The organism is Oscillospiraceae bacterium CM, assembly GCA_022870705.1.
GTDB lineage: Bacteria > Bacillota > Clostridia > Oscillospirales > Oscillospiraceae > Sporobacter.
On record CP072107.1, the window covers coordinates 1229235 to 1249611 of the forward strand.

Genomic DNA, 20377 nt, shown 5'->3' on the forward strand with positions numbered 1-20377 from the left:
TAACGCAATAACACAAATTTTTCTGAGACAGGCAAAGACACCTGCGCGCCCGAATATGATTTTTGGGGAGGGATGGCGTTGAAAAGCTTAAAGATGATTGATGCGGAACAGCGCGCTGTAAGCGCCGGGTTCATCCGTATTTTTGAAAAGCAGGCCTTACTCGCGCTACGGCGGCGCTGTTTGCTATCGGAAGGGGCACTCTTTTGGTGCTTTGATCGACTGGAGGCAGACTTTTGACAACGCGCGTTGCCGCCTACTGCCGCGTGTCAACCGAGCTTTGTGATCAGCAAACCTCGTTTGAAAGCCAGAAAACGTTTTTTACCGACTATATTGCTGCCACACCCGGCTGGTCGCTTTATCAAATCTACGCTGACGAAGGAATTTCCGGCACGTCGGCAGCCCCGCGCACCGGTTTTCTTGACATGCTTGGCGACGCGAAGCTTGGCCTTTTTGACCTCGTTGTCACAAAAGAGATCAGCCGTTTTTCGCGAAATCTCTTGGACACCGTTCGCTACACGCGTGCTTTAAAGCGATGGGGCGTCGGTGTTTTATTTTTAAACGACGGTATTTCGACGCTCGATCCGGATGCCGAACTGCGGCTGAATATCATGGCGTCTGTCGCGCAGGAGGAGAGCCGGAAAACGAGCGAACGCGTCAAATGGGGCCAGCGGCGACGCATGGAGCGCGGCGTTGTCTTCGGGCGCAGTCTCCTCGGCTATACGGCGGTAAACGGCAGCCTGACGGTCGAGCCTTGCGGAGCGGCTATCGTCCGCCGGATTTTCAGCCTTTTTTTGGACGGGCGCTGCGGCGTCCGCCAGATTGCGCGCACGCTCACCGAGGACGGCATTTTGACACCATCCGGGAAAACAACCTGGTCCGGCGGTGCTATTTATAAAATTCTGCGCAACGAAAAATATTGCGGCGACCTTGTCCAGCGGAAAACCATCACCGTTGATTATCTGTCGCACCAAAAGATCAGAAATCCCGACTTTGAAGATTATGTCCGTCTGTTAAACCATCATGAGCCCATCATTCCGCGTGCGACATGGGCAGCCGCCCAAGAAGAGCTCAATCGTCGTAATACAGCACAAAACGCCGACACATCCCGCGCCGTCCGTTATCCGTTGTCCGGCAAAGTCCGTTGTGGTGTGTGCGGTAAAACGTATCGCTGCCGGACGCGCCGCCGCCGCGACGGCAGCTTCTACCGCCTTTGGGTGCCGGATGGCTGCCGGTGTTGTGACGCTGTCCGCTCCCTGCGGGAGGAGGCTGTTGTCTCCTGCGTGCAGGCGATCGTCTCCGGCTTTGACAGCGCGGTGCTGACGCAAAACCTCTCAAATATCCTCAGGCACTTAAGCGACGTGGCAAGGCGCGCACAGCCCGCGCACACTGTCACAGCTTTGCGGGATAAGCAGATGAAGCTGACGGATGCGTATCTGTCCGGCGATGTTGATAAGGCTGTCTACAATGTTTTAAAAGAGGCGTATCAGCGGGAGGAAAGCGCCTTATGTCATCAAGCTGGATCCGTTGAAACCATATCCGGCAGGGAAAACGAGACGCTCATAGCGGCGCTGTCAGCGCTTTGCGCCGGTATGCACGATGACGACGTATTTTATCTGAGCCTTGTTGAGTCGCTCACCGTCACAAACGGCGGCGTGACGATCCGCCTGTTCGGCCTTTCAGCGCCGTTTCAGGCGCAATTTGAGGATTAACTTTAGCCGCCGGATGTGATATGATAAGGAAAATTCCGGAGAAGGGACGCGCGTTATGCGGTTTTACGATATCATTCAAAAAAAACGTGATCGACAGGCGCTGACGGACGATGAGCTCCGCTATGCGGTTGACGGTTTTACGGTGGGCGACGTGCCGGATTATCAGATGGCGGCGTTTCTCATGGCCGTCTATTTCAGCGGGATGGACGCACGCGAGGTCACAACGCTGACGCTGTCCATGCAACAGTCTGGTGACAGCGTCGATTTGTCCCCGTTTGGCAGTTTGACGGCCGACAAGCACAGCACAGGCGGCGTCGGCGATAAAACAACGCTGATCGCGCTGCCGATTGTCGCCTCCCTCGGCGTCGTTGTCGCCAAAATGTCCGGCCGCGGGCTTGGACACACGGGCGGCACGGTGGACAAGCTTGAAGCGATCCCGGGCTTTCAGACAACGCTGACGCGTGATCGGTTTATACAGCAAGTCAAGGAAATCGGCATCGCCGTCGTTGGCCAGTCGGGCACGCTTGCGCCAGCCGACAAAAAAATGTACGCCTTGCGCGACGTGACGGCAACGGTTGACAGCATTCCGCTCATCGCGTCGAGCGTCATGAGCAAAAAGCTCGCCTCCGGCACGCAAAACATCGTACTGGACGTGAAATTCGGCAGCGGTGCTTTTATGAAAACCCCGGAAGACGCCGCCCGGCTCGCACAGACGATGGTGACGATCGGCAAAGCGGCAGGCCGCAACATGGCCGCCCTTGTGACGACAATGGACGTGCCGCTCGGGAGCGCCATCGGCAACGCGTTGGAGGTTTTAGAGGCTGTCCGTGTTTTGAAAGGGGAGGGCGGGGCGCTGCGCGACGTTTCCTGCGCCCTCGCCGCCGAGATGCTCTCCCTATGCCATGGCTGGCCGCACGCGCAAAGCGCCGCGGCGGTGGACGATGCCCTGCAAAGCGGCCGCGCCCTCGAGAAGTTTCGCCAGTGGATAGCCTATCAGGGCGGCGATACGGCCTTTATTGACGACCCCAAGGCACTTGGCGAAGCACCCGTCCAAGACGTTTTCGTCGCCTCCCAAGGCGGCTATTTAACACACCTCAACGCCGAGCTGTTTGGCAAAGCGTCGTCCGCCCTCGGGGCCGGTCGGGAGAAGGCCGTAGAAGGTGTTGACCCGCTGGCCGGTATTGTGCTTAATAAATCGCTTGGAGATTTCTGCGCCCCCGGCGAGACGCTCGCCGTCTTGCACACAAGCGATAAAAGCCGCCTCGCTCCCGCCCGCGCCTATCTCAACACCGCCGTTTCATACGGCCCTGACAAGCCATCGCCAGCGCCTCTTATTCACAGCGTTTTACGGTAAAGAACACAAAAAAGTCTTTTGCGTCTACCATATACCTATATCGGTTAACAGCGCTTTGAGCTCCGGGTAAGGCATAGAGTAGCGCTGGCTGAGGTAGCGCAGGGAAGCGCCGAGTTCGCCGTCCGGCCCGCCGTACTGACTGATGATGAATTTTGCCAGGGCGGGATTGGGTGTTGAGATTTTGACGGGGTATTCGAGCCTTTTCTGATATTCAAACATCCTTATTTACCCGCCCCTCTTTCGGCGTATTCCCACGGCCAGGGGTTATTAAGCCATGTGAATTCATCGCCGGATGTAATGTCCATAATTGTCTGAGGTCCGTACAGCTGGACGTATTTATCCATGCCCTCTTTCATTAGCTTGTTGAGCGTTTTCAGCATGTCAAGCGCATCCCTGTCATTTGAATGCGTGTCCAGATAAAGATTGAGCTCGTCGATGGCAAAACCAAGCGCCATCAGCTCGCCCAAAGGTGTTCCGGCGTATGGGTTTGTGTTGTTCGCGATGTTCATGAACGGCAAGTCTAGGCCGGGGAAAAGCGTTCCGCGCGTTAACGCCTCATCATTTTGATATGTCGGCGGATTTTTCGATTGGAACGGGACATATCCGACGGACAGAGGCGCGCATGGCGGCAGTTCGCCGTTTTTATACCCGCAGGGGGATGTATCTGTCATCGCACCGGAAACATTTTGTTTGCCGGTCATGTACGGCGAAACGCCCATGTTCGGCTTTGCCGTCTGCTGCGGCATCATGCCCATGTTCATCGGGGAAACGCCGCTGTTCGGCTTATTCATCATTTCCGGCATCATACCGCTGTTGGCGCTCGCCATCGGCGAAACGCCCATGTTCGGTTTTGCCGCCTGCTGCGGCATCATACCCATGTTCATCGGGGAAACGCCGCTGTTCGGCTTATTCATCATTTCCGGCATCATACCGCTGTTCGCGTTCGCCATCGGCGAAACGCCCATGTTCGGCTTTGCCGCCTGCTGCGGCATCATGCCCATGTTCATCGGGGACACGCCACTGTTCGGCTTGTTCATCATTTCCGGCATCAACCCGCTGTTGGCGCTGGCCATCGGCGAAACGCCCATGTTCTGCTTTGCGGACATATATGGCATGGCGCCCATATTCGGGGCGTTCATGTTATTTGAAGCGCTACCACTGCCCATAACGCCGGCATTGCTGTTTGCCTGTGCACCGGACGGCATTGTCTTTGCGCCAGCTGCATATCGCTGCCGCGCGGTACTGCTCGGTTGTACGTAATGATCCTCCAAGTGTTTTCCTCCTTTTGTTCTTTGGGAAAGTGTTTCCCGAACCAGTATATGACAGGTCGTTTTTCCGTGTTCATCCTGCTTTCGCGGCACCGTGCCAGTCTCTTTGCCGAATCCTTTTCATAACGTCTTTTTTCAAGTCATACCATGAAATGAAAGGGGACGTGTTAAAGATGGGCAATCAGAATAAATTAAGGTTTCTTGTCGTTTTACTGTTAACAATCTTCATGATTTCAGCTGCATTATCCTTTGATTCACCCGCGCTGCGGCGCGTTTTTTCAGGCAATGAGGCAACATCTCGGCAAACACTCATCATCGACGCCGGTCACGGCGGGGAAGACGGCGGTGCCGTATCGCTCTCGGGCGTGAAGGAGAGCCAAATTAACCTTGAAATTGCAAAAAAGCTGGAGCTCATTGCTGTTTTTTACGGCGTGCCTGTTGTGATGACACGCACAACAGAAGACCTCGACTATTCCGCCAGCGCGACAACGATCCGGGCGAAAAAAGCGGAGGATCAGAAAAGGCGGCTGACACTCATTAACAAAACACCGAACGCCGTGCTCATCAGCATTCACCAGAATACGTATCCCAGTGGCAGCCCAAACGGCGCGCAGGTGCTGTACGCGCCGACAGGGGGGAGCAAGCCCTTTGCCGATGTGATGCAGTCCTCGCTTATTCAGGCGCTCGACCCTAAAAATCGGCGGACGGCATCAAAAATCCCAGATTCTATTCTCCTGATGAATAATATCAAATGCCCGGCGCTACTCATTGAGTGCGGTTTTCTGACGAACGCCGCTGAGGAACAGCGTTTGCTGACAGACGGGTATCAAATAAAAATTGCCGCGACCGTCGCGGCGTGTTATCTGACAAGCAGGGCTGGCCTGTATCAGACAGATTTTGGAGGCACCAATGAAAGCTAAAATAGCATATTATTGCACGGAGTGCGGCAACGAGACGCCGAAATGGCAGGGTAAATGCCCCGCCTGCGGCAGCTGGAACACGGTTGTTGAACAGCCCGTCGCGACAAAAGTCACGAAAAGCGCACCCGTTAAAAGCGGTGTGTCATCAGCCCGGACGCCAAAGCTTTTAACGGAGCTTGACGCGTCCGCCGATATTCGGTTTTCAACCGGCCTAACAGAGCTCGACCGTGTGCTCGGCGGCGGGGCTGTTGTCGGCTCCCTTGTCCTTGTCGGTGGGCCGCCGGGCATCGGTAAGTCGACGCTGCTGCTCCAAATCTGCCGCCATCTTGCTATCGGGAAAAAGATTATGTATGTCTCTGGGGAAGAATCCGGCCGCCAGCTGAAGCTGCGTGCTGAGCGGCTTGGCGTGTCGGGGAGCGGTCTTTTTGTTTTATCCGAAACAGAGCTCGGGGAAATCTTATCGTCCTGTGAGGTGCTGGGGCCGGACATTATGATCGTCGATTCCATTCAGACGCTTTATAACGGCGAGCTCTCTTCGTCGCCGGGCAGTGTTGCGCAGGTGCGCGAGTGTACGATGTCGCTTCTCCAGTTTTCAAAAAACAGCGGCTTGACTGTCTTTCTCATCGGGCATGTCAACAAGGAGGGTGCGATTGCGGGGCCGAAGGTGCTTGAGCACATGGTTGACTGCGTGCTCGCCTTTGAAGGGGAGATGACCTCTCATTACAGAATTCTGCGCGCGTCGAAAAACAGATTCGGCCCAACAAATGAAATCGGCGTTTTTGAAATGCTGGAGACCGGCCTTGCCGAAGTCGCCAATCCGTCAGAGTTGCTGCTGTCTGGCAGGCCGACGGCCGCACCGGGGACGTGCGTCACGTGCGTTCTGGAAGGGACGCGTCCCGTTCTGGCCGAAGTGCAGGCCCTCGTCGCGCCAAGCAGTTACAACGTCCCGCGCCGCAACGCAACAGGCATTGAATACAATAGGGCAATGATGCTGCTAGCCGTTTTGGAAAAGCGCGGCGGCCTTCGTCTCGGCAGCTGTGACGCCTATCTCAATGTTGTCGGCGGCCTCTCAATTGACGAGCCCTCTGCCGACTTGGCCGTCGTCCTCGCCCTGGCGTCGAGTTATCGGGACAAGCCCCTTAAAGACGAGCTCGTCGCTGTCGGAGAAGTCGGGCTGACGGGTGAATTGCGTCCTGTCACCCAGATGAACATGCGCCTATCGGAAGCAAAGCGGCTCGGTTTTAAATACTGTTTGCTCCCTAAAAACGGTCTGGGGAAAGTCACAGCGCCAGAGGGACTCACACTTTTACAGGCGTGTAACATTGAGGAAGCCATCCGCCTCGCGCTTGCTTCATCAGAAGGCTGATACTCATTTTGTGAATATTTCAGGCCTTATGAGATACTTTCGCCGTCAAGCGCCGTCGCCTGTTTATTTTTTCGGATGAAATGGACGCAGTTTTCTCCGGATGGCTCCGGTATGCCTTTTGAAGCGGCGCGTTCCAACCCGCAGCAACCATCTGCCTGATAGACACAGTCTCCGGTGCAGGGAATGAGACTCATTTTCCTTCGCCTCCCATGCTAGTGTGTGCAGGCTTCAACAAAATATTAGAATGCTTTTTTTGTCGGAGATTGACGTTTTTAGGATCTTTTTATCTAATCTATACAAACTCCGGTGGTTTTATTCTGCTTGTCAATACAAGTCACACAAGGTATAATTGATAAGAATTGAATAAAGGGGGAGCGATGATTGAACGTTACACTGGTCGTCAAAGTACTCAATGATGAGCATCAACTGATCGGCGCATATACGAGCCTCGTAAAACTGCCCTTTTTGCCGATCGTCGGTATGAAATTCAGAAAAAACTCCAACGTCTGGCTTTGGCAGGCAACTGACGGCGAAGAACTCAGCCCGCCGGTCAAAGCGGTTACATACAATCTCGATAACGATGAGATTTTTTGTCTTTTTGAAGTTAACAAATTTTTGTCCTCAACTTTTTGGACGCCGATTAAAAACATAACAAACTGCCATGAACTTAGGCAGTTTGCTGATCATCAATTAGAGCCGCAGTATTAGCAATAATACAGCGGCTCTTTTTTATATTCATATTCAGACCGCTTGAACCCCCCTCTCGCCCCGTTTTCCCCCACTGCATTCAACAAAATTTTTATTTTGTTGAATGTTTGGTCAATCCGTCAATAGACCTCCCTGGCAAAATGTTGTATGATAATTGTAAAAATGACATCACTTACTGCAAATGAGGAACTCAAATGGACGACAGATTGACGGCCCCCGCCGTGATCCGTGACTTTCTGACGTATCACGAAACGATTAAAGGCCACTCCAAAAAAACGGCTGACGAGTATTATCTTGACCTCCGAACCTTTTTCCGGTTTTTAAAGCGGCACAGACGCTTAGTACCGAAAGACACAGCGTTTGACGATATTTCGATTCAGGACGTCGACCTCGCCGTCGTCCAATCGGTTGCACTTGCCGATATCTACGACTATCTGGCCTACCTTGCGCGCGAGCGCACAAAGGCAAGCCGCGGCGGCACGTCTAAGCCTGGCCTGTCCGCAACAACCCGTGCAAGAAAAATCGCGGCGCTCCGCTCTTTTTTCAATTTCCTATCCGTCAAAACGAAGCAGCTTGATAAAAACCCTGTAGCCGACCTTGACTCTCCGAAGACAACTAAAACGCTGCCGCGATACCTAACGCTTGAGGAAAGCACGCGCCTATTAACGTCCGTCACCGGTGCAAACCGATCGCGCGACTACTGCATTCTGACGCTTTTTTTAAACTGTGGCCTGCGTATTTCCGAACTGGCGGGCCTTAACCTCGGCGACGTGCGACCCGACTCGCTGCGTGTGCTCGGCAAAGGCAGCAAAGAGCGCATCGTTTACTTAAACGATGCATGCTGTGAGGCGCTCAACAGCTATTTGGCGGTCCGAATGGATATAAAACCTGTTGACCGCCGCGCGCTTTTCCTCTCGTCACGGCGGAACCGCGTCTCGACGGCCACGGTTCACCATCTCGTCAAAACGCACCTGGCGGCGGCCGGTCTTGACGCCGACAAATACTCCTCGCACAAGCTGCGCCACACGGCGGCAACGCTGATGCTGCGAAACGGCGTTGACGTCCGAACGCTTCAGGAGCTGCTCGGCCACGAACATTTGAACACGACACAGATTTACACGCACGTCGAAAGTGACAGCCTGCGCGAGGCTGCGCTGCGCTCTCCCCTCGCCTCCTTAAAGACCCCGAAAAACATGGTTGGCAGCGAAAAAGACGAGTAGTGCTATTTGTACAAATTATAAGCCTCTCTATTGTCGTTTGTGACAACAGAGAGGCTTGGTTTTTATTTATCTTTTTACCGCTGTTTTGGAATGATGAGCAGCTGACCGGCGCCCATGTTTTCTTCACTGTCCATCTCGTTTGCCGCCAGAATCAGTTTTGAGGAGGAATGGTGCTTCTTGGCAATGTCCCACAGAGACTCGCCGTTTGCGGTGCGCGTCACGATTAGTGACGGCTCTTTAGAGCGGTCAAGCGGCATCGTCTCATCGTATGACAGGGCGTCAATCGTTTTAAACGGCACAGCTGTCGTTGCCGTTATCGTCATGTCGACAGGAATGCGCAGCTCTATGGCGTTGCCGACAGGGACACCGTAGACGTCCTTCCCGCAGACGGCATTGGCGGTTGAATGCGCGTTCTCCATGGGTTCTGATGCCGCCGTGACATCAAACTGGCGCATGGCGGACAACACGCGTCCGTCGTCGCTGATATACAGGACACAGACATTCAATGGGCATGACATCTCGCCGGAACCTGCTGCCAGTGTGACGGCGCCCGGGTGAACATTGAGTGCCAGAACGCGCGAAACGGCACTCGGCGTCTCGAGAACACCGTGAAAAACCGCCGGGACCTTTGTCTGGCTTCTGTTTTCAAACTGCGCGTCTGTCGTCGTCATATCCAGCGGATACTTGGTGCTGTACAGATCTTTAATATACGACAGTCTCTTTTTTTCAGACGTGACGCATTGCGCGACGGCATGGATCTCCATGATCAGATTGCGCCCGTCCGGGTTGTGCGGCGACATCTCACTGTCGAAATAGGCGTTGGTCGGCATGAGAATGATGTGAAAATCATCGTCCTGCCCGGCGTTGTCAAGCTCCATGATCTGAGAAAATTCTGTTGAAAAGTCGGCCTTGGCGGGCTCTCCGCCGCCCTCCGGCAGATAGAGAAGCATAACGGCGGCGCTGCCACGCAAAATGAGCTTGCTGCCGACCATTTTTGTCTCTTCCGGCGATAGCATGATGCGGTATTTGAGCATCTCCCCAACGGGCGGATTCCCCGCCGGAACGGCGAGCTCGTCGGAGATGACAAACGTTTTTTCACGAACACCCGTCGTTGTTACAATATCACCGCTGTCTGTCAGCGCTTCGATGCCGGCCTCGCCGTTATCCTCGAGCCCGGCGGCAATCATCGCGTCATCGTCGTTAAAACAGGATACATCCGTCATCAGGTTTACGCGGACAATGATCTTGCGTGGGTTGACCATAGAGGCGTCGGCCGACGAGAGTACGGCATTTGCCGTCACACGCGTATTCGGTGAAATATCGCCGTTCGGGGCCGTGACGGTAAACGGCACCTCTGTATTGAGCTTGCGAAGACCGCTCTCACCCTCCGGGCAGTACAACACCGTCGCGTCGACGACACCGCAAATGACCGCCCTGCCGTTATCTGTTGATTTACTCCGCAGAAAAACAGTGCCGTCCGTGTCCACGATACGCAGAATGTCCGGCAGCGCGTCGGGGACGATCATCTCCATTGTTTCCTCGTTTGCCATGCTCGCATTGAGCACGCTTTTGACGTAATTTATCTTTTCCTTATTGAGAAAGATGTCCATCAATCGTCCTCTCCTTCAAAGAATTCTGCTTAAATATATTTGAAGGTCGGCCTTTTTATGACGGCTTGTTTAAAAGGAAAAGCCGCTTTAATGAAAAACGGCTTTTAAGAGCCCCCGGAGCAGCCTTGGCGCTCTGAAAACATAAATTCTCAATTTTTGACCTCCCCTCGCCTTTTCGTCAGCACCGGATGAGCATAATGCCGGCCAGTACAAGGGCTATGCCAAGAAAAAACCACCACAGTTCAAATGGGAGAATCAGTGCCAGAATGATAAGCACACCGGCTCCCGCTATGTATAGTCCAATTGTTCTACACGGCCACCGTCGCATAAACAAAACCGCCTTTCCGAGCACTGCCGATCCGTTAGGTATCGTTACAGTATACGTTCAAGGCGGGTTTCTGTGACGCGACATCATTTTTCCCAGTCGTTTTTCTGCTTTGCCAGCTCATAAAGACGCTCGTAACTCTCATGCCGCGAGGGATGAAGCAGCCCGTTTGCGACGGCCTCCAAAACCGCGCAGCCGGGCTCACTGACATGCGCACAGTCAGTAAAACGGCAGTGACCTAAATACGGCGCAAATTCCTGAAAGAGATATGGCAGCTGCTCTTCGTCATCAAGACGCATCATGTCGGTGTCAAACGCGGAGAAGCCCGGTGTGTCGGCGATCAGCGCGCCGTTTCGCAGTTTATAAAGCTCCACATGGCGCGTCGTATGGCGGCCGCGCCCCAGCTTTTGGCTGACGTCGCCGACTTGAAGGCCGAAGCTCGGCTCCAATGCGTTCAGAATGCTCGACTTGCCGACACCGGAATTGCCCGTGAACGCACAGACCTTCCCCGCTACGGCGTTAAAAAGCGCGTCAATGCCCTCACCAGTCGCGGCGCTTGTACGGATCGTTAAAAACCCCGCGCTGCTGTAGATGTCATATAGGCTGTCACCACGGGCAATATCGCACTTGTTGACAACGATGATGGCCTCGCAGTCATTCAAGGCGGCAATAGCCGTCATTCTGTCAACGAGATACGGATCAGTTACCGGGATGACGGCAGAGGTGATGATGACGAGCCTGTCAAGATTGGCAACCGGCGGACGGACAAACGTGTTGCGCCGCGGCAGAACATTTTCCAGAACGCCGGTACCGTCTCCGGCAGCGCTGTATTCGACGCAATCGCCGACAAGCGGCACGATCTGCTCCCGCCGGAAGCGGCCGCGCGCTTTGCAGACGCATGCTTCCTCACCGTCGGCCACGGTATAAAAACCGCTGAGTGCTTTGAGAATGACACCTTCCTTCATGCCGCTACGGTGAGGGCGACGTTGAAGGCGATATTGATGGTGACGGCGGCGGCGACGTTACAGTTGACGGACCCGTCGAAACCGTTAAAATAACCTGCGAATTTTTCGGCACCTGTGCGTCCTTTGGGATACTCTGGAATATTACGGTGTCTTTCGCCGTGTCGCTTGCCTGATATTGAATTTTCCATGTGAGACCATAGCTTTTCAGGCGCGACTCCGCCTGCGAAATCGGCAGACCCGTCACATCCGGCACCGTGACGGGTTCCGGCCCCGAACTGTAGATGATGAAGACGGTCATACCCTTCGTGAGCGCGTCGCCAGCCGCCGGCGTTGTTTTGATGACGTAATCCTTCGTAATGCTATCGTCTGATTGCGCCGTTGTCTTAACATCCAGGTCAAGCATCAAGCTGCTCAGAGCGCTTTGCGCCTGATAAATGTCCATATTCGACAGGTCCGGCATCGTCTGCTCCGGCTCCGGGCCGCGTGAAACGGTGAGATTGACGTCAATAAGGCTGCCGGGCTGCTTGTTATACTGGCGGTTCGGCTGCGGGTCCTGCGAGATGATGACGCCAGCCGGAATGCTCGCATCATAGACATCCGTTTTGCTAAAGTGATAAATTTGCGTATTCTCGGGATTGCCGACCACGTCGTCATACGTCAGCGTGACAAATTTCGGTACGGTGACGGTTGTTGCCTTCTGATTCCAGTTTGAAATAAAATACGTCGCAAGGAAGACAACGGCGGCGACGAGAAAGACCGATATCAAAATGATTGAGACGAGCGATGACGTTTTCATCGCGCGCTTGGCGCTCCGGCTGTATTCCGCGCGCGAGAGCTCCGGCGTCCGTACGACGGGACGGACAGGCTTTGGCAGAATGCTCTCCGCCTTGACAATGGCCGATGAGGGCACCTTGCGCGTCGGCTGCCCGGCCGCGTTTTTGTCCACAAACGAAAACTCAAGCGCCGGATTTTTGCGAAACTCTTCCAAATCGGCCAGGAGCTCTTCGGCCGTGGCGTAGCGGCGGTTTAAATCGGGCTCCATAGCGTGCATCGTAATGCTCTCTAAGCCAACGGGAATGTCGGGGTTTAATTCCCGCGGCATGAGCGGTATGGCGCTGATGTGCTGAATGGCAACCGAAACAGCAGAGTCGCCTTCAAACGGCAGATGGCTTGTGAGCATTTCATAGAGCACAACACCGACGGAATAAAGATCCGACCGGGCGTCCACATGGCTGCCCTTGGCCTGCTCCGGTGAGATATAGTGGACGGAGCCAAGCGCCTCCTGCGTCAGTGTATTTTGATTCGACTGCAACCGTGCGATGCCGAAATCGGCAACCTTGACGCTGCCGTCTTTCAAAATCATGATGTTGTGCGGCTTGATATCGCGGTGGATAATCCCGCGGGAATGGGCGTGGCCGAGCGCTTTTGTCACTTGCGTTGCAAAGTGGAGCGCTTCCTTCCAGTTGAGCTGCCCTTTGCGACTGATGTACTGTTTAAGCGTGATGCCCTCAATGAGCTCCATGACGATGTATTCAATATTGCCGGAACGGCTGACGTCGTAAACGGCAACAATATTCGGATGGGATAGCATCGCGACGGCCTGTGACTCTGTATGGAAGCGGCGTCTGAAGTCTGCGTCGTCGGATAATTCCTCTTTGAGAATTTTGACCGCGACAAGCCTGTTCAGGCGGTGACAGCGCGCCTTATAGACGACGGCCATCCCACCTGTTCCGATTTTCTCAAGGATTTCATATCTGTTGTCGAGAATCTGACCGATATATCTGTCGGTGCTCTCCATGAGCATGCCTCCTTTCAGAAGGACGCGTTATTTTCTCAGTAAAACGGCTGTGACATTATCGGGAGCGCCCCGGCCAAGCGAGAGGTCAATGAGGCGGCGGCATGTCTGTTCAACGGGCTGCCCCGCTGTAATTTCCTCAAAAAGCACTTGCTCGGGGACAACGTTTGACAGGCCGTCTGAGCATAAGAGCAAATGCTCACCATCACTGAGATTGATAAAAAAGAAATCAGGCTCTGTCTCTGGGGATGTGCCGAGCGCGCGCGTGATGAGATTTCTGTTCGGGTGGCTTGATGCCTCCTGGCGCGTCAAGTCTCCCCGGTCGATCATGTCTTCAACGACCGAGTGATCTTTTGTCACCTGTGTGATGCCGCTTTTCGTCACATGATACGCGCGGCTGTCGCCGATGTTTAAAACGACGGTGCCGCCCGGAGAGACAGCAGCAGCCACGAGTGTTGTGCCCATCCCGGCGCAATCGCTGTCGCCGACGCTTCGCTCGTAAACGCGCGTATTGGCCAATCGTGACGCCTCGTTCATCATTTGCATGATATCGATGATGTTGGCATTCACCACAAGGCGCTCTTTAACGGCTTCCATAAACGCGCCTGCCGCAATGTCGCTGGCTATGTTGCCGGCCTTCGCCCCGCCCATGCCGTCACAGACAACGAGCAGCGCAATGCCCGACGGTGCGTCGTACGCGACCGAGCAGACATCCTGATTGATTTTTCGAACCTTTCCAATATCGCTTATTCCACAATAGTCCATCTTATGTCTCTCCCGGCTCTTTCTGCCGTATCGTCTTCCGGCGCAGCTGCCCGCAGGACGCGTCGATATCGCTGCCAAGACGGCGGCGCACCGTGACGTTGACGCCGCGAGTTTTAAGCCTTTCGGCAAAGGCTTTGACAGCTGCTGGGGTTGACGGTTCAAGGCCGCTCTCCGTCACCGCGTTGAGCGGAATGAGATTTATATGCGCGCCTGAGTTTTTCAAAAGCTGCGCTAAACGCTCGGCGTGACCGGGCGTGTCATTAACGCCGTCAACCATGGCGTACTCAAAGGAAACGCGCCGCCCAGTCTTTCGAAAATAGCGGCGGCAGGCTTCGATGAGACGCTCAACGTTGTACGCTTTATTGACCGGCATCAGCCGCGCGCGCGTCTCGTCATCCGGCGCGTGCAGAGACACCGACAACGTCAATTGTAATTTATCCTCTGCCAGTTTGTCAACTTTTTCTACAAGGCCGCACGTCGATAAAGAGATATGCCGCATCCCGATATTCATGCCGTTTTCATCGGAAATCAGCGATAAAAAACGCCGGACATTCTCATAATTATCAAGCGGCTCGCCAATGCCCATTAAGACGATGTTGGAGATTTTCCGCCCGGCGTCCAGCTGGGAGAAAAGCACCTGATCGACCATCTCGGACGGCGCGAGATGACGGATAAGACCGCCGACCGTCGACGCGCAGAACGCGCAGCCCATTCGGCAGCCCACCTGCGTTGAAATGCAGACGGTATCGCCGTGGTGATAGCGCATGACTACTGTTTCAACGGCGTTACCGTCTTGGAGCTGCCAGAGATATTTGATCGTCCCGTCGTTTGAAACCTGCTTTTTTAAAATGACCGGCACCGTGATGTCAAAATGTGCGGTAAGCTTTTCCCGGAGGGCTTTTGAAAGATCCGTCATCTCTTCAAACGTCCGCGCACCCGCGTGCAGCCATTTAAAAACCTGCCCCGCGCGGTACCCCGGCTCGCCCAGCGCCACGAGGCGCTCTTTGAGCGTATCCGGCAAGAGTGACTTGATGTCTTCCTTCATGTGCGCCTCCTGAGCTTCGCGATAAAAAAACCGTCCGTTTCATGGCGGTGCGGCCATAGCGTGATCATCCCGGACGGCACGGTACCAATCGGTCCGGGCAAGCAAAAAGCCTCCGGCGTAAACGCGCTGTTTTCATGTAAAAACGCTTGGACGACCTGCTCGTTTTCTTCCGGAAGAAGGGTACACGTTGCATAGAGAAGGACGCCGCCGGGGCGGACGGCGCGCGAGAGATTTTGCAGAATCTCAAGCTGCAAGGCAGGCAGCTCGGCGACTTCTTCCCGCGTTTTATACCGGATTTCCGGCTTTTTTCGAATGACGCCGAAGCCGGAGCACGGCACGTCGGCTATGACGAGGTCTGCCTTTGCGTCAAGCGACGGGTCACCCTTTCGCGCGTCAGCGACTTTTATTTCGATGTTTGACAGGCCAAGTCTTTTGACCCCGTCGCTGATTTTTCGGCATTTCGCTTCCGTCATGTCGCGGGCAAGAATATGCCCCGTGTCGCCTGTCAAAACGGCAGCGGCAAACGACTTGCCGCCCGGGGCGGCGCAGGCATCCAAAATAAACTGGCCGGGCTCCGGCGCGGCGGCTTGAACCGCCAGAAACGCCGCCGCGTCCTGAACGAATATCTGGCCGTTTTGAAAAGCACGCAGCCGGTCGATGCGCCGGGCGGCGCGGACAATAAGCGCCTGCTCCAGATACGGATGGGCTTCGACTTCCGCCCCCTCTGCCCGGAGCGCGTTCAGCGCCGTTATGACGTCTGTTTTCAGTGTGTTAACAATGACGGTGACAGGTGGATTTTCATTATTGGCTTTTAAAAGGGCTTCAGCTTCCGATAAATCGCCGCCAAGTTCGTCGGAAAACACTTCAACGAGCCAGCGCGGATGACTGTGGCGCGTTGCCAGCTTTTCTATGTCATCACCCGGAATATCCGGCAGCGCGTCACGATGGGACGCGACCTTGCGCAAAACGGCGTTGACAAGCCCAGCGGCGCGCGGGTTTGCGTTTTTCCGCGTCAAGGCGACAGCCTCGCTCACAGCGGCTTGTGCCGGAATTTTCGACAGAAAAAGCAACTGATAAACAGATAGGCGTAAAATATCAAGCACCTTCGGCTCCATCTTCCCCGGCTTGACGGTTGAAAACGCGCCGATATAAAAATCACACAGCGTTCTGTTTTGAATGACGCCGTAAAAAAGCCGCGTACAGAGAGACGCGTCACGCGCGTCCAGCGTCTGATTCTTTAAAACCTCATGGAGCGCCTCGTCTGACCGGTGATTCTTCTGCCGGAAGAGCACGAGCGCTTTCAGGGCGGCTTCGCGGGCTGTCATTGGCATAGGGGGTGCCCTCTTAAATAATCCCCCGCCGCCATGCGCTTACCGCCCGGTGCCTGCACCTCCAAAAGGCGGACAGCGCCATCCCGGCAGGTAACGACAAGGCCATTCGCGTCGGCGGACAAAAATGTGCCGGGTGCGGCGCTCTTATCCGTTTGCACTGCTTCCGCCCGAAATACTTTAAAAACGGTGCCGCCGATGTCGGCCGTCGCGACGGGCCACGGGATGAGACCGCGAATATGGCAGAGGATTTCCCGCGTGCTTTTTCCCCAGTCGATGGGGGTCATGTCCTTTGACAGTGGCGGCGCGACGGTGACAAAGCGCTCGTCCTGCTTGATGCGCGGAGCCGTCTTATCCGCCAGTGCCCAAAGCGTTTTGCTGAGCAGCGCCGCGCCGATGACGGCCAGACGCTCAAACAAATCACCGGCCGTTTCCGTATCACCGATGGGCGTTTCTTCCGTAAAGATCATATCGCCCGCGTCCATCTGCGGGGCCATATACATGGAGGTGACGCCTGTCGTCGTCTCACCGTCCAAAACGGCGCGCTGAATGGGGGCCGCGCCGCGGTATTTCGGCAGGAGCGAGCCGTGGATGTTGATACACCCATAAGGCGGCAGCGACAGTATCTCCGGCGGCAAAAGCTTCCCGTACGCAACAACGGCAATAACATCCGGCATGAGCGCGCAAAGCTGACGAAGAACCTCGGCGTCCTTCAGCGTCACAGGCTGAAAAACAGGCGTCGCGTGTGCCAGGGCCAGCGACTTCACAGGGCTCATCTGATGCTTCATACCGCGGTTTTGCTGCTTGTCCGGCTGCGTGAAAACACCGACGACGTCAAAGCCGTCGTCATACAGGCGCTGAAGCGACGCCGCGGCAAAATTGGGCGTCCCCATAAAAACGACTCTCATGCTTCGCTGTCCGTTTCCTCATCTAAGGCCGCCATTTCCTCGAGCTGCTCCGGGGTTAAAATCTCCGTGGCGAGCTCTGTGAACAAGATGCCGTCCAAATGGTTAATCTCGTGGCAAAAGGCTCTGGCTGTGAGGCCGGAACCTGTCACCTCATAAAAGCTGCCGAAGCGATCCTGTGCCCGTACGGTAACGGTTTCGGGACGTGTCACAATCCCATAGACACCGGGGACGCTGAGGCAACCCTCCGTTCCCGTCTGCTCGCCGGATACGGTGACGATTTCGGGGTTTATGAGTTCCAGAACACATTCTTCCATCGCCTCGCCCTCGCCCGTCGTGTCAACAACGAGGACAGCGCGGCGCAGAACGCCGACCTGGGGGGCCGCGAGACCGACGCCGTCGGCGTTTGAGAGCGTTTCGCGCATATCGTCCAAAAGCTGATGCAATCGCGCATTAAAGTCCGTCACGGCGCGGCTTTTTTTTATTAAAGTCGTGTCGCCGTCTTTTAAAATCTGTCGAAGCGCCATAGTGATTCCTATTCTCCGGCTGCAATTTGTTAGCCGCTCATTCCAGCCCGGGAAAATGAGCGTTACAGGTCATATGGGTCGGCGTCCGCATAAACGTGAACGCCGCGAAACGCTTTATCGGCGGCAAATTGCCGAATAACGTGGGCAACTGTGTCACGCAGCTGCCGCGATGTCCGAAGGCTTAATAAAATCCGGTATCGGTATCTGTTATTCACGCGCATAACGGCGGCGGGTACTGGGCCCATCACGTGCACATCTTCTCCCGCCAGATAGTTTAAAAGCGTTGACTTCAGCGTGACACAGCCGCGCAGGACGGCTGTCTCGTCGGTACCGGAGGCCGTCAGCATGATGATATCACTGAAAGGCGGGCTGCCGGCCAGCTGGCGCAGCGCCAGCTCGCGGGTGTAGAAACCGTTATAATCCTGCCGCGCGGCAAGGCGGATCACGTCGTTCGTCGGCGTCAGCGTTTGAATAACGGCTCGGCCGGGCTTGCTGCCGCGTCCGGAGCGCCCCACAACTTGTGTGATGAGCGAAAAGGTGCGTTCGTGCGCCCTGAAATCATTGATATACAGCATCTGGTCGGCTGAGAGGACACCGACGAGCGTGACATTTTCGAAGTCAAGACCCTTGGCCACCATCTGCGTTCCAAGCAAAATCGGTATGCGTTTTTCGCGAAAGCGCGTTAAATGCTCTTCATGTGTACGCGCCAGCGTCACGGTGTCCGTGTCCATGCGGATGATACCGACGCCGGGAAAAAGCGCGTTGAGCTCCGCCTCCGCCTTTTGCGTCCCCGCGCCAGTATGGCGGAGCTTGCCGCCGCATTCCGGGCAGTCGCCGCGCGACGGCTCGGAGTAACCGCAGTAATGACACATCAAGCGCCCGTTTGCCGAATGGTATGTGAGCGACACGCTGCAGCGCGGGCATGTAAACGTATAGCCACAGGCAGGGCACGCCACAAGCGGCGTATCGCCGCGCCTGTTGAGAAACAAAATACTTTGCTCGCCGCGGTCGATATTCGACGCCAGCTCCCGGCGCAAAACCGCCCCGATGATCCCGCCGTTGCCGTTTTTAAGCTCTTCTTTCATATCGGCAATGATAACGGGCGGCAGATCACCGTCGTTAAAGCGCGTTTCAAGGTGGTAGAGCGCATATTTACCCGCTTCGGCGCTGTACATCGACTCGATAGACGGCGTTGCAGAGCCAAGCACAAGCAATGCCCCCGCGCTGACGCAGCGGTACTTGGCAACGTCGCGCGCGTGATAGCGCGGTATGTTTTCCGATTTGTACGTGTGCTCATGCTCTTCGTCAATGATAAAAAGGCCAAGGTCCTTGACGGGCGCGAAAACGGCCGAACGCGTACCAATGACGACACGCGCCGAACCGGCTTTAATCCGCTTCCACTCGTCAAACCGTTCGCCGAGACTCAAAGCCGAGTGCAGCACAGCGACACGGTCTCCGAAATACGCCGTAAAGGTCGAAAGCAATTGCGGCGTAAGCGCAATCTCCGGGACAAGAATAACGGCGCTGCGGCCGGCTTCAAGCGTTTTTTCGATCAGCATTAAATAGACGGCTGTTTTGCCGCTGCCGGTCACGCCATGTATAAGCGCCGCTTGCGGCGTTGCCTCAAAAAGCTGCTGAACGAGCCCGTCGAAAACACGCTGTTGCGCGTGATTGAGCGTAATCGGATCCCCGGCGACCGTCTTGACGGCCGGACGGCGCAGGACAATGTGCTCTTCCGTTACGACAGCGCCCAACGCTATAAGCGCCTTGATGCTGGAGCGTGACGCGCCCGTAAAATACAAAAGCTCCGGCACGGAGACAGAGCCGAGCTGGGCAAGCAATTCCAGAATCGTCGCCTGCTGTCGCGCACGCGCGCGTTTTTGACCGGCCAGACAGAGTGCCTCCTCCGCCGGTACGGCAAGCGAAACAAGCGTCACTGTCTTGTCGCCGCTGCGCAAAACGCCGTCCTTCAGCCACATACCAGCTGGCAGCATCGCCTTTGCCGCGTCGTAAACGGTGCAAAAAAAACGGTCGCTCATCCACAAAGCCAGCTTTAAAAGCGCATGACTTAAGACAGGAGAAGCATCGACACACGATTCAATTGCTTTAAGCGCTCTTGCGCCATCTCCTGCCGTTACCGATAAAACGAGCGCTTCCGTTTTGCGGTTGCCTTTACCGAAAGGGACGCACACACGGATGCCCGGCACGACCGTATCGGCAAGGTGCGCCGGAATTTTATAGTCATACGGCTTGTCGATATGGTACGTGCCGACAGCGACAGCCAGCTTCGCAACCGAAAAGTTTTCCACAGCGGGAAGCTCCCTTCCCATGTTATGAGCGGTCCACGTCAGCAGATTTTTTCATAGTTGACGCGCACATCGCCATTGGCAATTTCCGAAATCGCACTGGAAACCGGCTTTTTCGTCAGCGGCTCCCCTGTCTCCTCACTTTTGATGGCTATCTCGCGCGCCCGCTGGGCGATCACGTTGACGAGCATGTATCGGCTGTTCACCTTTTCGAGAAGGTCTGATAAAGACGGATATAACATAAAAAAGCACTCCCTTATC

General features: G+C 55.2%; 20 protein-coding genes. 7 read left to right on the forward strand and 13 right to left on the reverse strand.

The annotated features are described in order from the left end of the window. Positions 1-78: 78 nt before the first annotated feature. Genes IZU99_06120 through IZU99_06130 form a run of 3 tightly spaced genes read left to right on the forward strand, consistent with a single transcriptional unit; the run spans position 79 to position 3063 of the window. A complete protein-coding gene (locus IZU99_06120) occupies positions 79-237 on the forward strand; it encodes a hypothetical protein (GenBank protein UOO36862.1) in 159 nt (52 codons plus the stop codon). Beyond that, positions 234-1709, forward strand: coding sequence for a recombinase family protein (locus IZU99_06125; protein UOO36863.1), 1476 nt, complete (start codon positions 234-236; stop codon positions 1707-1709). Before IZU99_06120 ends, IZU99_06125 begins: the two co-directional genes overlap by 4 nt. 55 nt (positions 1710-1764) lie before the next feature. Continuing rightward, complete coding sequence (locus tag IZU99_06130) at positions 1765-3063, forward strand: thymidine phosphorylase (GenBank protein ID UOO36864.1); 1299 nt, start codon at positions 1765-1767, stop codon at positions 3061-3063. Positions 3064-3087: 24 nt separating this feature from the next. On the opposite strand, the gene IZU99_06135 is transcribed toward IZU99_06130, so the two are convergent. Together IZU99_06135 and IZU99_06140 are read right to left on the reverse strand one after the other, a co-directional pair. After that, positions 3088-3282: a manganese catalase family protein gene (locus IZU99_06135; protein ID UOO36865.1), complete on the reverse strand. Its 195-nt coding sequence runs from the start codon at positions 3280-3282 to the stop codon at positions 3088-3090. Positions 3283-3284: 2 nt separating this feature from the next. Further along, a complete protein-coding gene (locus IZU99_06140; GenBank protein UOO38767.1) occupies positions 3285-3734 on the reverse strand; it encodes a spore coat protein CotJB in 450 nt (149 codons plus the stop codon). Between the two features lie 770 nt (positions 3735-4504). Here IZU99_06140 and IZU99_06145 point away from each other — a divergent pair. Then, positions 4505-5251, forward strand: coding sequence for an N-acetylmuramoyl-L-alanine amidase (locus IZU99_06145; protein ID UOO36866.1), 747 nt, complete (start codon positions 4505-4507; stop codon positions 5249-5251). Then, positions 5241-6617: a DNA repair protein RadA gene (radA, locus tag IZU99_06150; GenBank protein UOO36867.1), complete on the forward strand. Its 1377-nt coding sequence runs from the start codon at positions 5241-5243 to the stop codon at positions 6615-6617. Before IZU99_06145 ends, radA begins: the two co-directional genes overlap by 11 nt. 26 nt (positions 6618-6643) lie before the next feature. Here the strand turns inward: radA and IZU99_06155 are convergent, their stop codons facing one another. Continuing rightward, positions 6644-6811 (reverse strand): hypothetical protein, encoded by a 168-nt coding sequence (locus IZU99_06155; GenBank protein UOO36868.1) that lies wholly within the window; start codon positions 6809-6811, stop codon positions 6644-6646. 187 nt (positions 6812-6998) lie between these two features. Here IZU99_06155 and IZU99_06160 point away from each other — a divergent pair, with 187 nt between their 5' ends. Further along, entirely contained in the window at positions 6999-7325 is a 327-nt protein-coding gene (locus IZU99_06160; GenBank protein ID UOO36869.1) for a hypothetical protein, read from the forward strand. A 194-nt stretch (positions 7326-7519) separates the two neighbouring features. Continuing rightward, positions 7520-8545 carry a tyrosine recombinase XerC gene (locus IZU99_06165; GenBank protein ID UOO36870.1) on the forward strand — a complete coding sequence of 342 codons (1026 nt, stop codon included), beginning with the start codon at positions 7520-7522 and terminating at the stop codon, positions 8543-8545. 74 nt (positions 8546-8619) lie between these two features. On the opposite strand, the gene IZU99_06170 is transcribed toward IZU99_06165, so the two are convergent. From IZU99_06170 to rpoZ, 10 genes are all read right to left on the reverse strand, one after another. After that, on the reverse strand, positions 8620-10155 hold the full coding sequence (locus IZU99_06170; GenBank protein UOO36871.1) for a DUF3794 domain-containing protein: 1536 nt from the start codon (positions 10153-10155) through the stop codon (positions 8620-8622). A gap of 411 nt (positions 10156-10566) precedes the next feature. Continuing rightward, positions 10567-11445: a ribosome small subunit-dependent GTPase A gene (gene rsgA, locus IZU99_06175; protein UOO36872.1), complete on the reverse strand. Its 879-nt coding sequence runs from the start codon at positions 11443-11445 to the stop codon at positions 10567-10569. 4 nt (positions 11446-11449) lie between these two features. Then, positions 11450-13243: a Stk1 family PASTA domain-containing Ser/Thr kinase gene (gene pknB, locus IZU99_06180; GenBank protein UOO36873.1), complete on the reverse strand. Its 1794-nt coding sequence runs from the start codon at positions 13241-13243 to the stop codon at positions 11450-11452. 27 nt (positions 13244-13270) lie between these two features. After that, positions 13271-14005, reverse strand: a complete 735-nt coding sequence (locus IZU99_06185; GenBank protein ID UOO36874.1) for a Stp1/IreP family PP2C-type Ser/Thr phosphatase — start codon at positions 14003-14005, stop codon at positions 13271-13273. 1 nt (position 14006) lies between these two features. Next, positions 14007-15050 (reverse strand): 23S rRNA (adenine(2503)-C(2))-methyltransferase RlmN, encoded by a 1044-nt coding sequence (rlmN, locus tag IZU99_06190; protein ID UOO36875.1) that lies wholly within the window; start codon positions 15048-15050, stop codon positions 14007-14009. Further along, the gene (gene rsmB, locus IZU99_06195) at positions 15047-16381 is read right to left on the reverse strand and encodes a 16S rRNA (cytosine(967)-C(5))-methyltransferase RsmB (protein ID UOO36876.1); all 1335 of its coding nucleotides are present in this window, start codon (positions 16379-16381) and stop codon (positions 15047-15049) included. The genes rlmN and rsmB overlap by 4 nt, the downstream gene beginning before the upstream one ends. Next, positions 16372-17286, reverse strand: a complete 915-nt coding sequence (locus IZU99_06200; GenBank protein UOO36877.1) for a methionyl-tRNA formyltransferase — start codon at positions 17284-17286, stop codon at positions 16372-16374. The genes rsmB and IZU99_06200 overlap by 10 nt, the downstream gene beginning before the upstream one ends. After that, on the reverse strand, positions 17283-17810 hold the full coding sequence (gene def / locus IZU99_06205) for a peptide deformylase (GenBank protein UOO36878.1): 528 nt from the start codon (positions 17808-17810) through the stop codon (positions 17283-17285). The genes IZU99_06200 and def overlap by 4 nt, the downstream gene beginning before the upstream one ends. A 62-nt stretch (positions 17811-17872) precedes the next feature. Continuing rightward, positions 17873-20119 carry a primosomal protein N' gene (gene priA, locus IZU99_06210; protein ID UOO36879.1) on the reverse strand — a complete coding sequence of 749 codons (2247 nt, stop codon included), beginning with the start codon at positions 20117-20119 and terminating at the stop codon, positions 17873-17875. A 38-nt stretch (positions 20120-20157) separates the two neighbouring features. Beyond that, positions 20158-20358 carry a DNA-directed RNA polymerase subunit omega gene (rpoZ, locus tag IZU99_06215; GenBank protein UOO36880.1) on the reverse strand — a complete coding sequence of 67 codons (201 nt, stop codon included), beginning with the start codon at positions 20356-20358 and terminating at the stop codon, positions 20158-20160. Positions 20359-20377 lie beyond the last annotated feature (19 nt).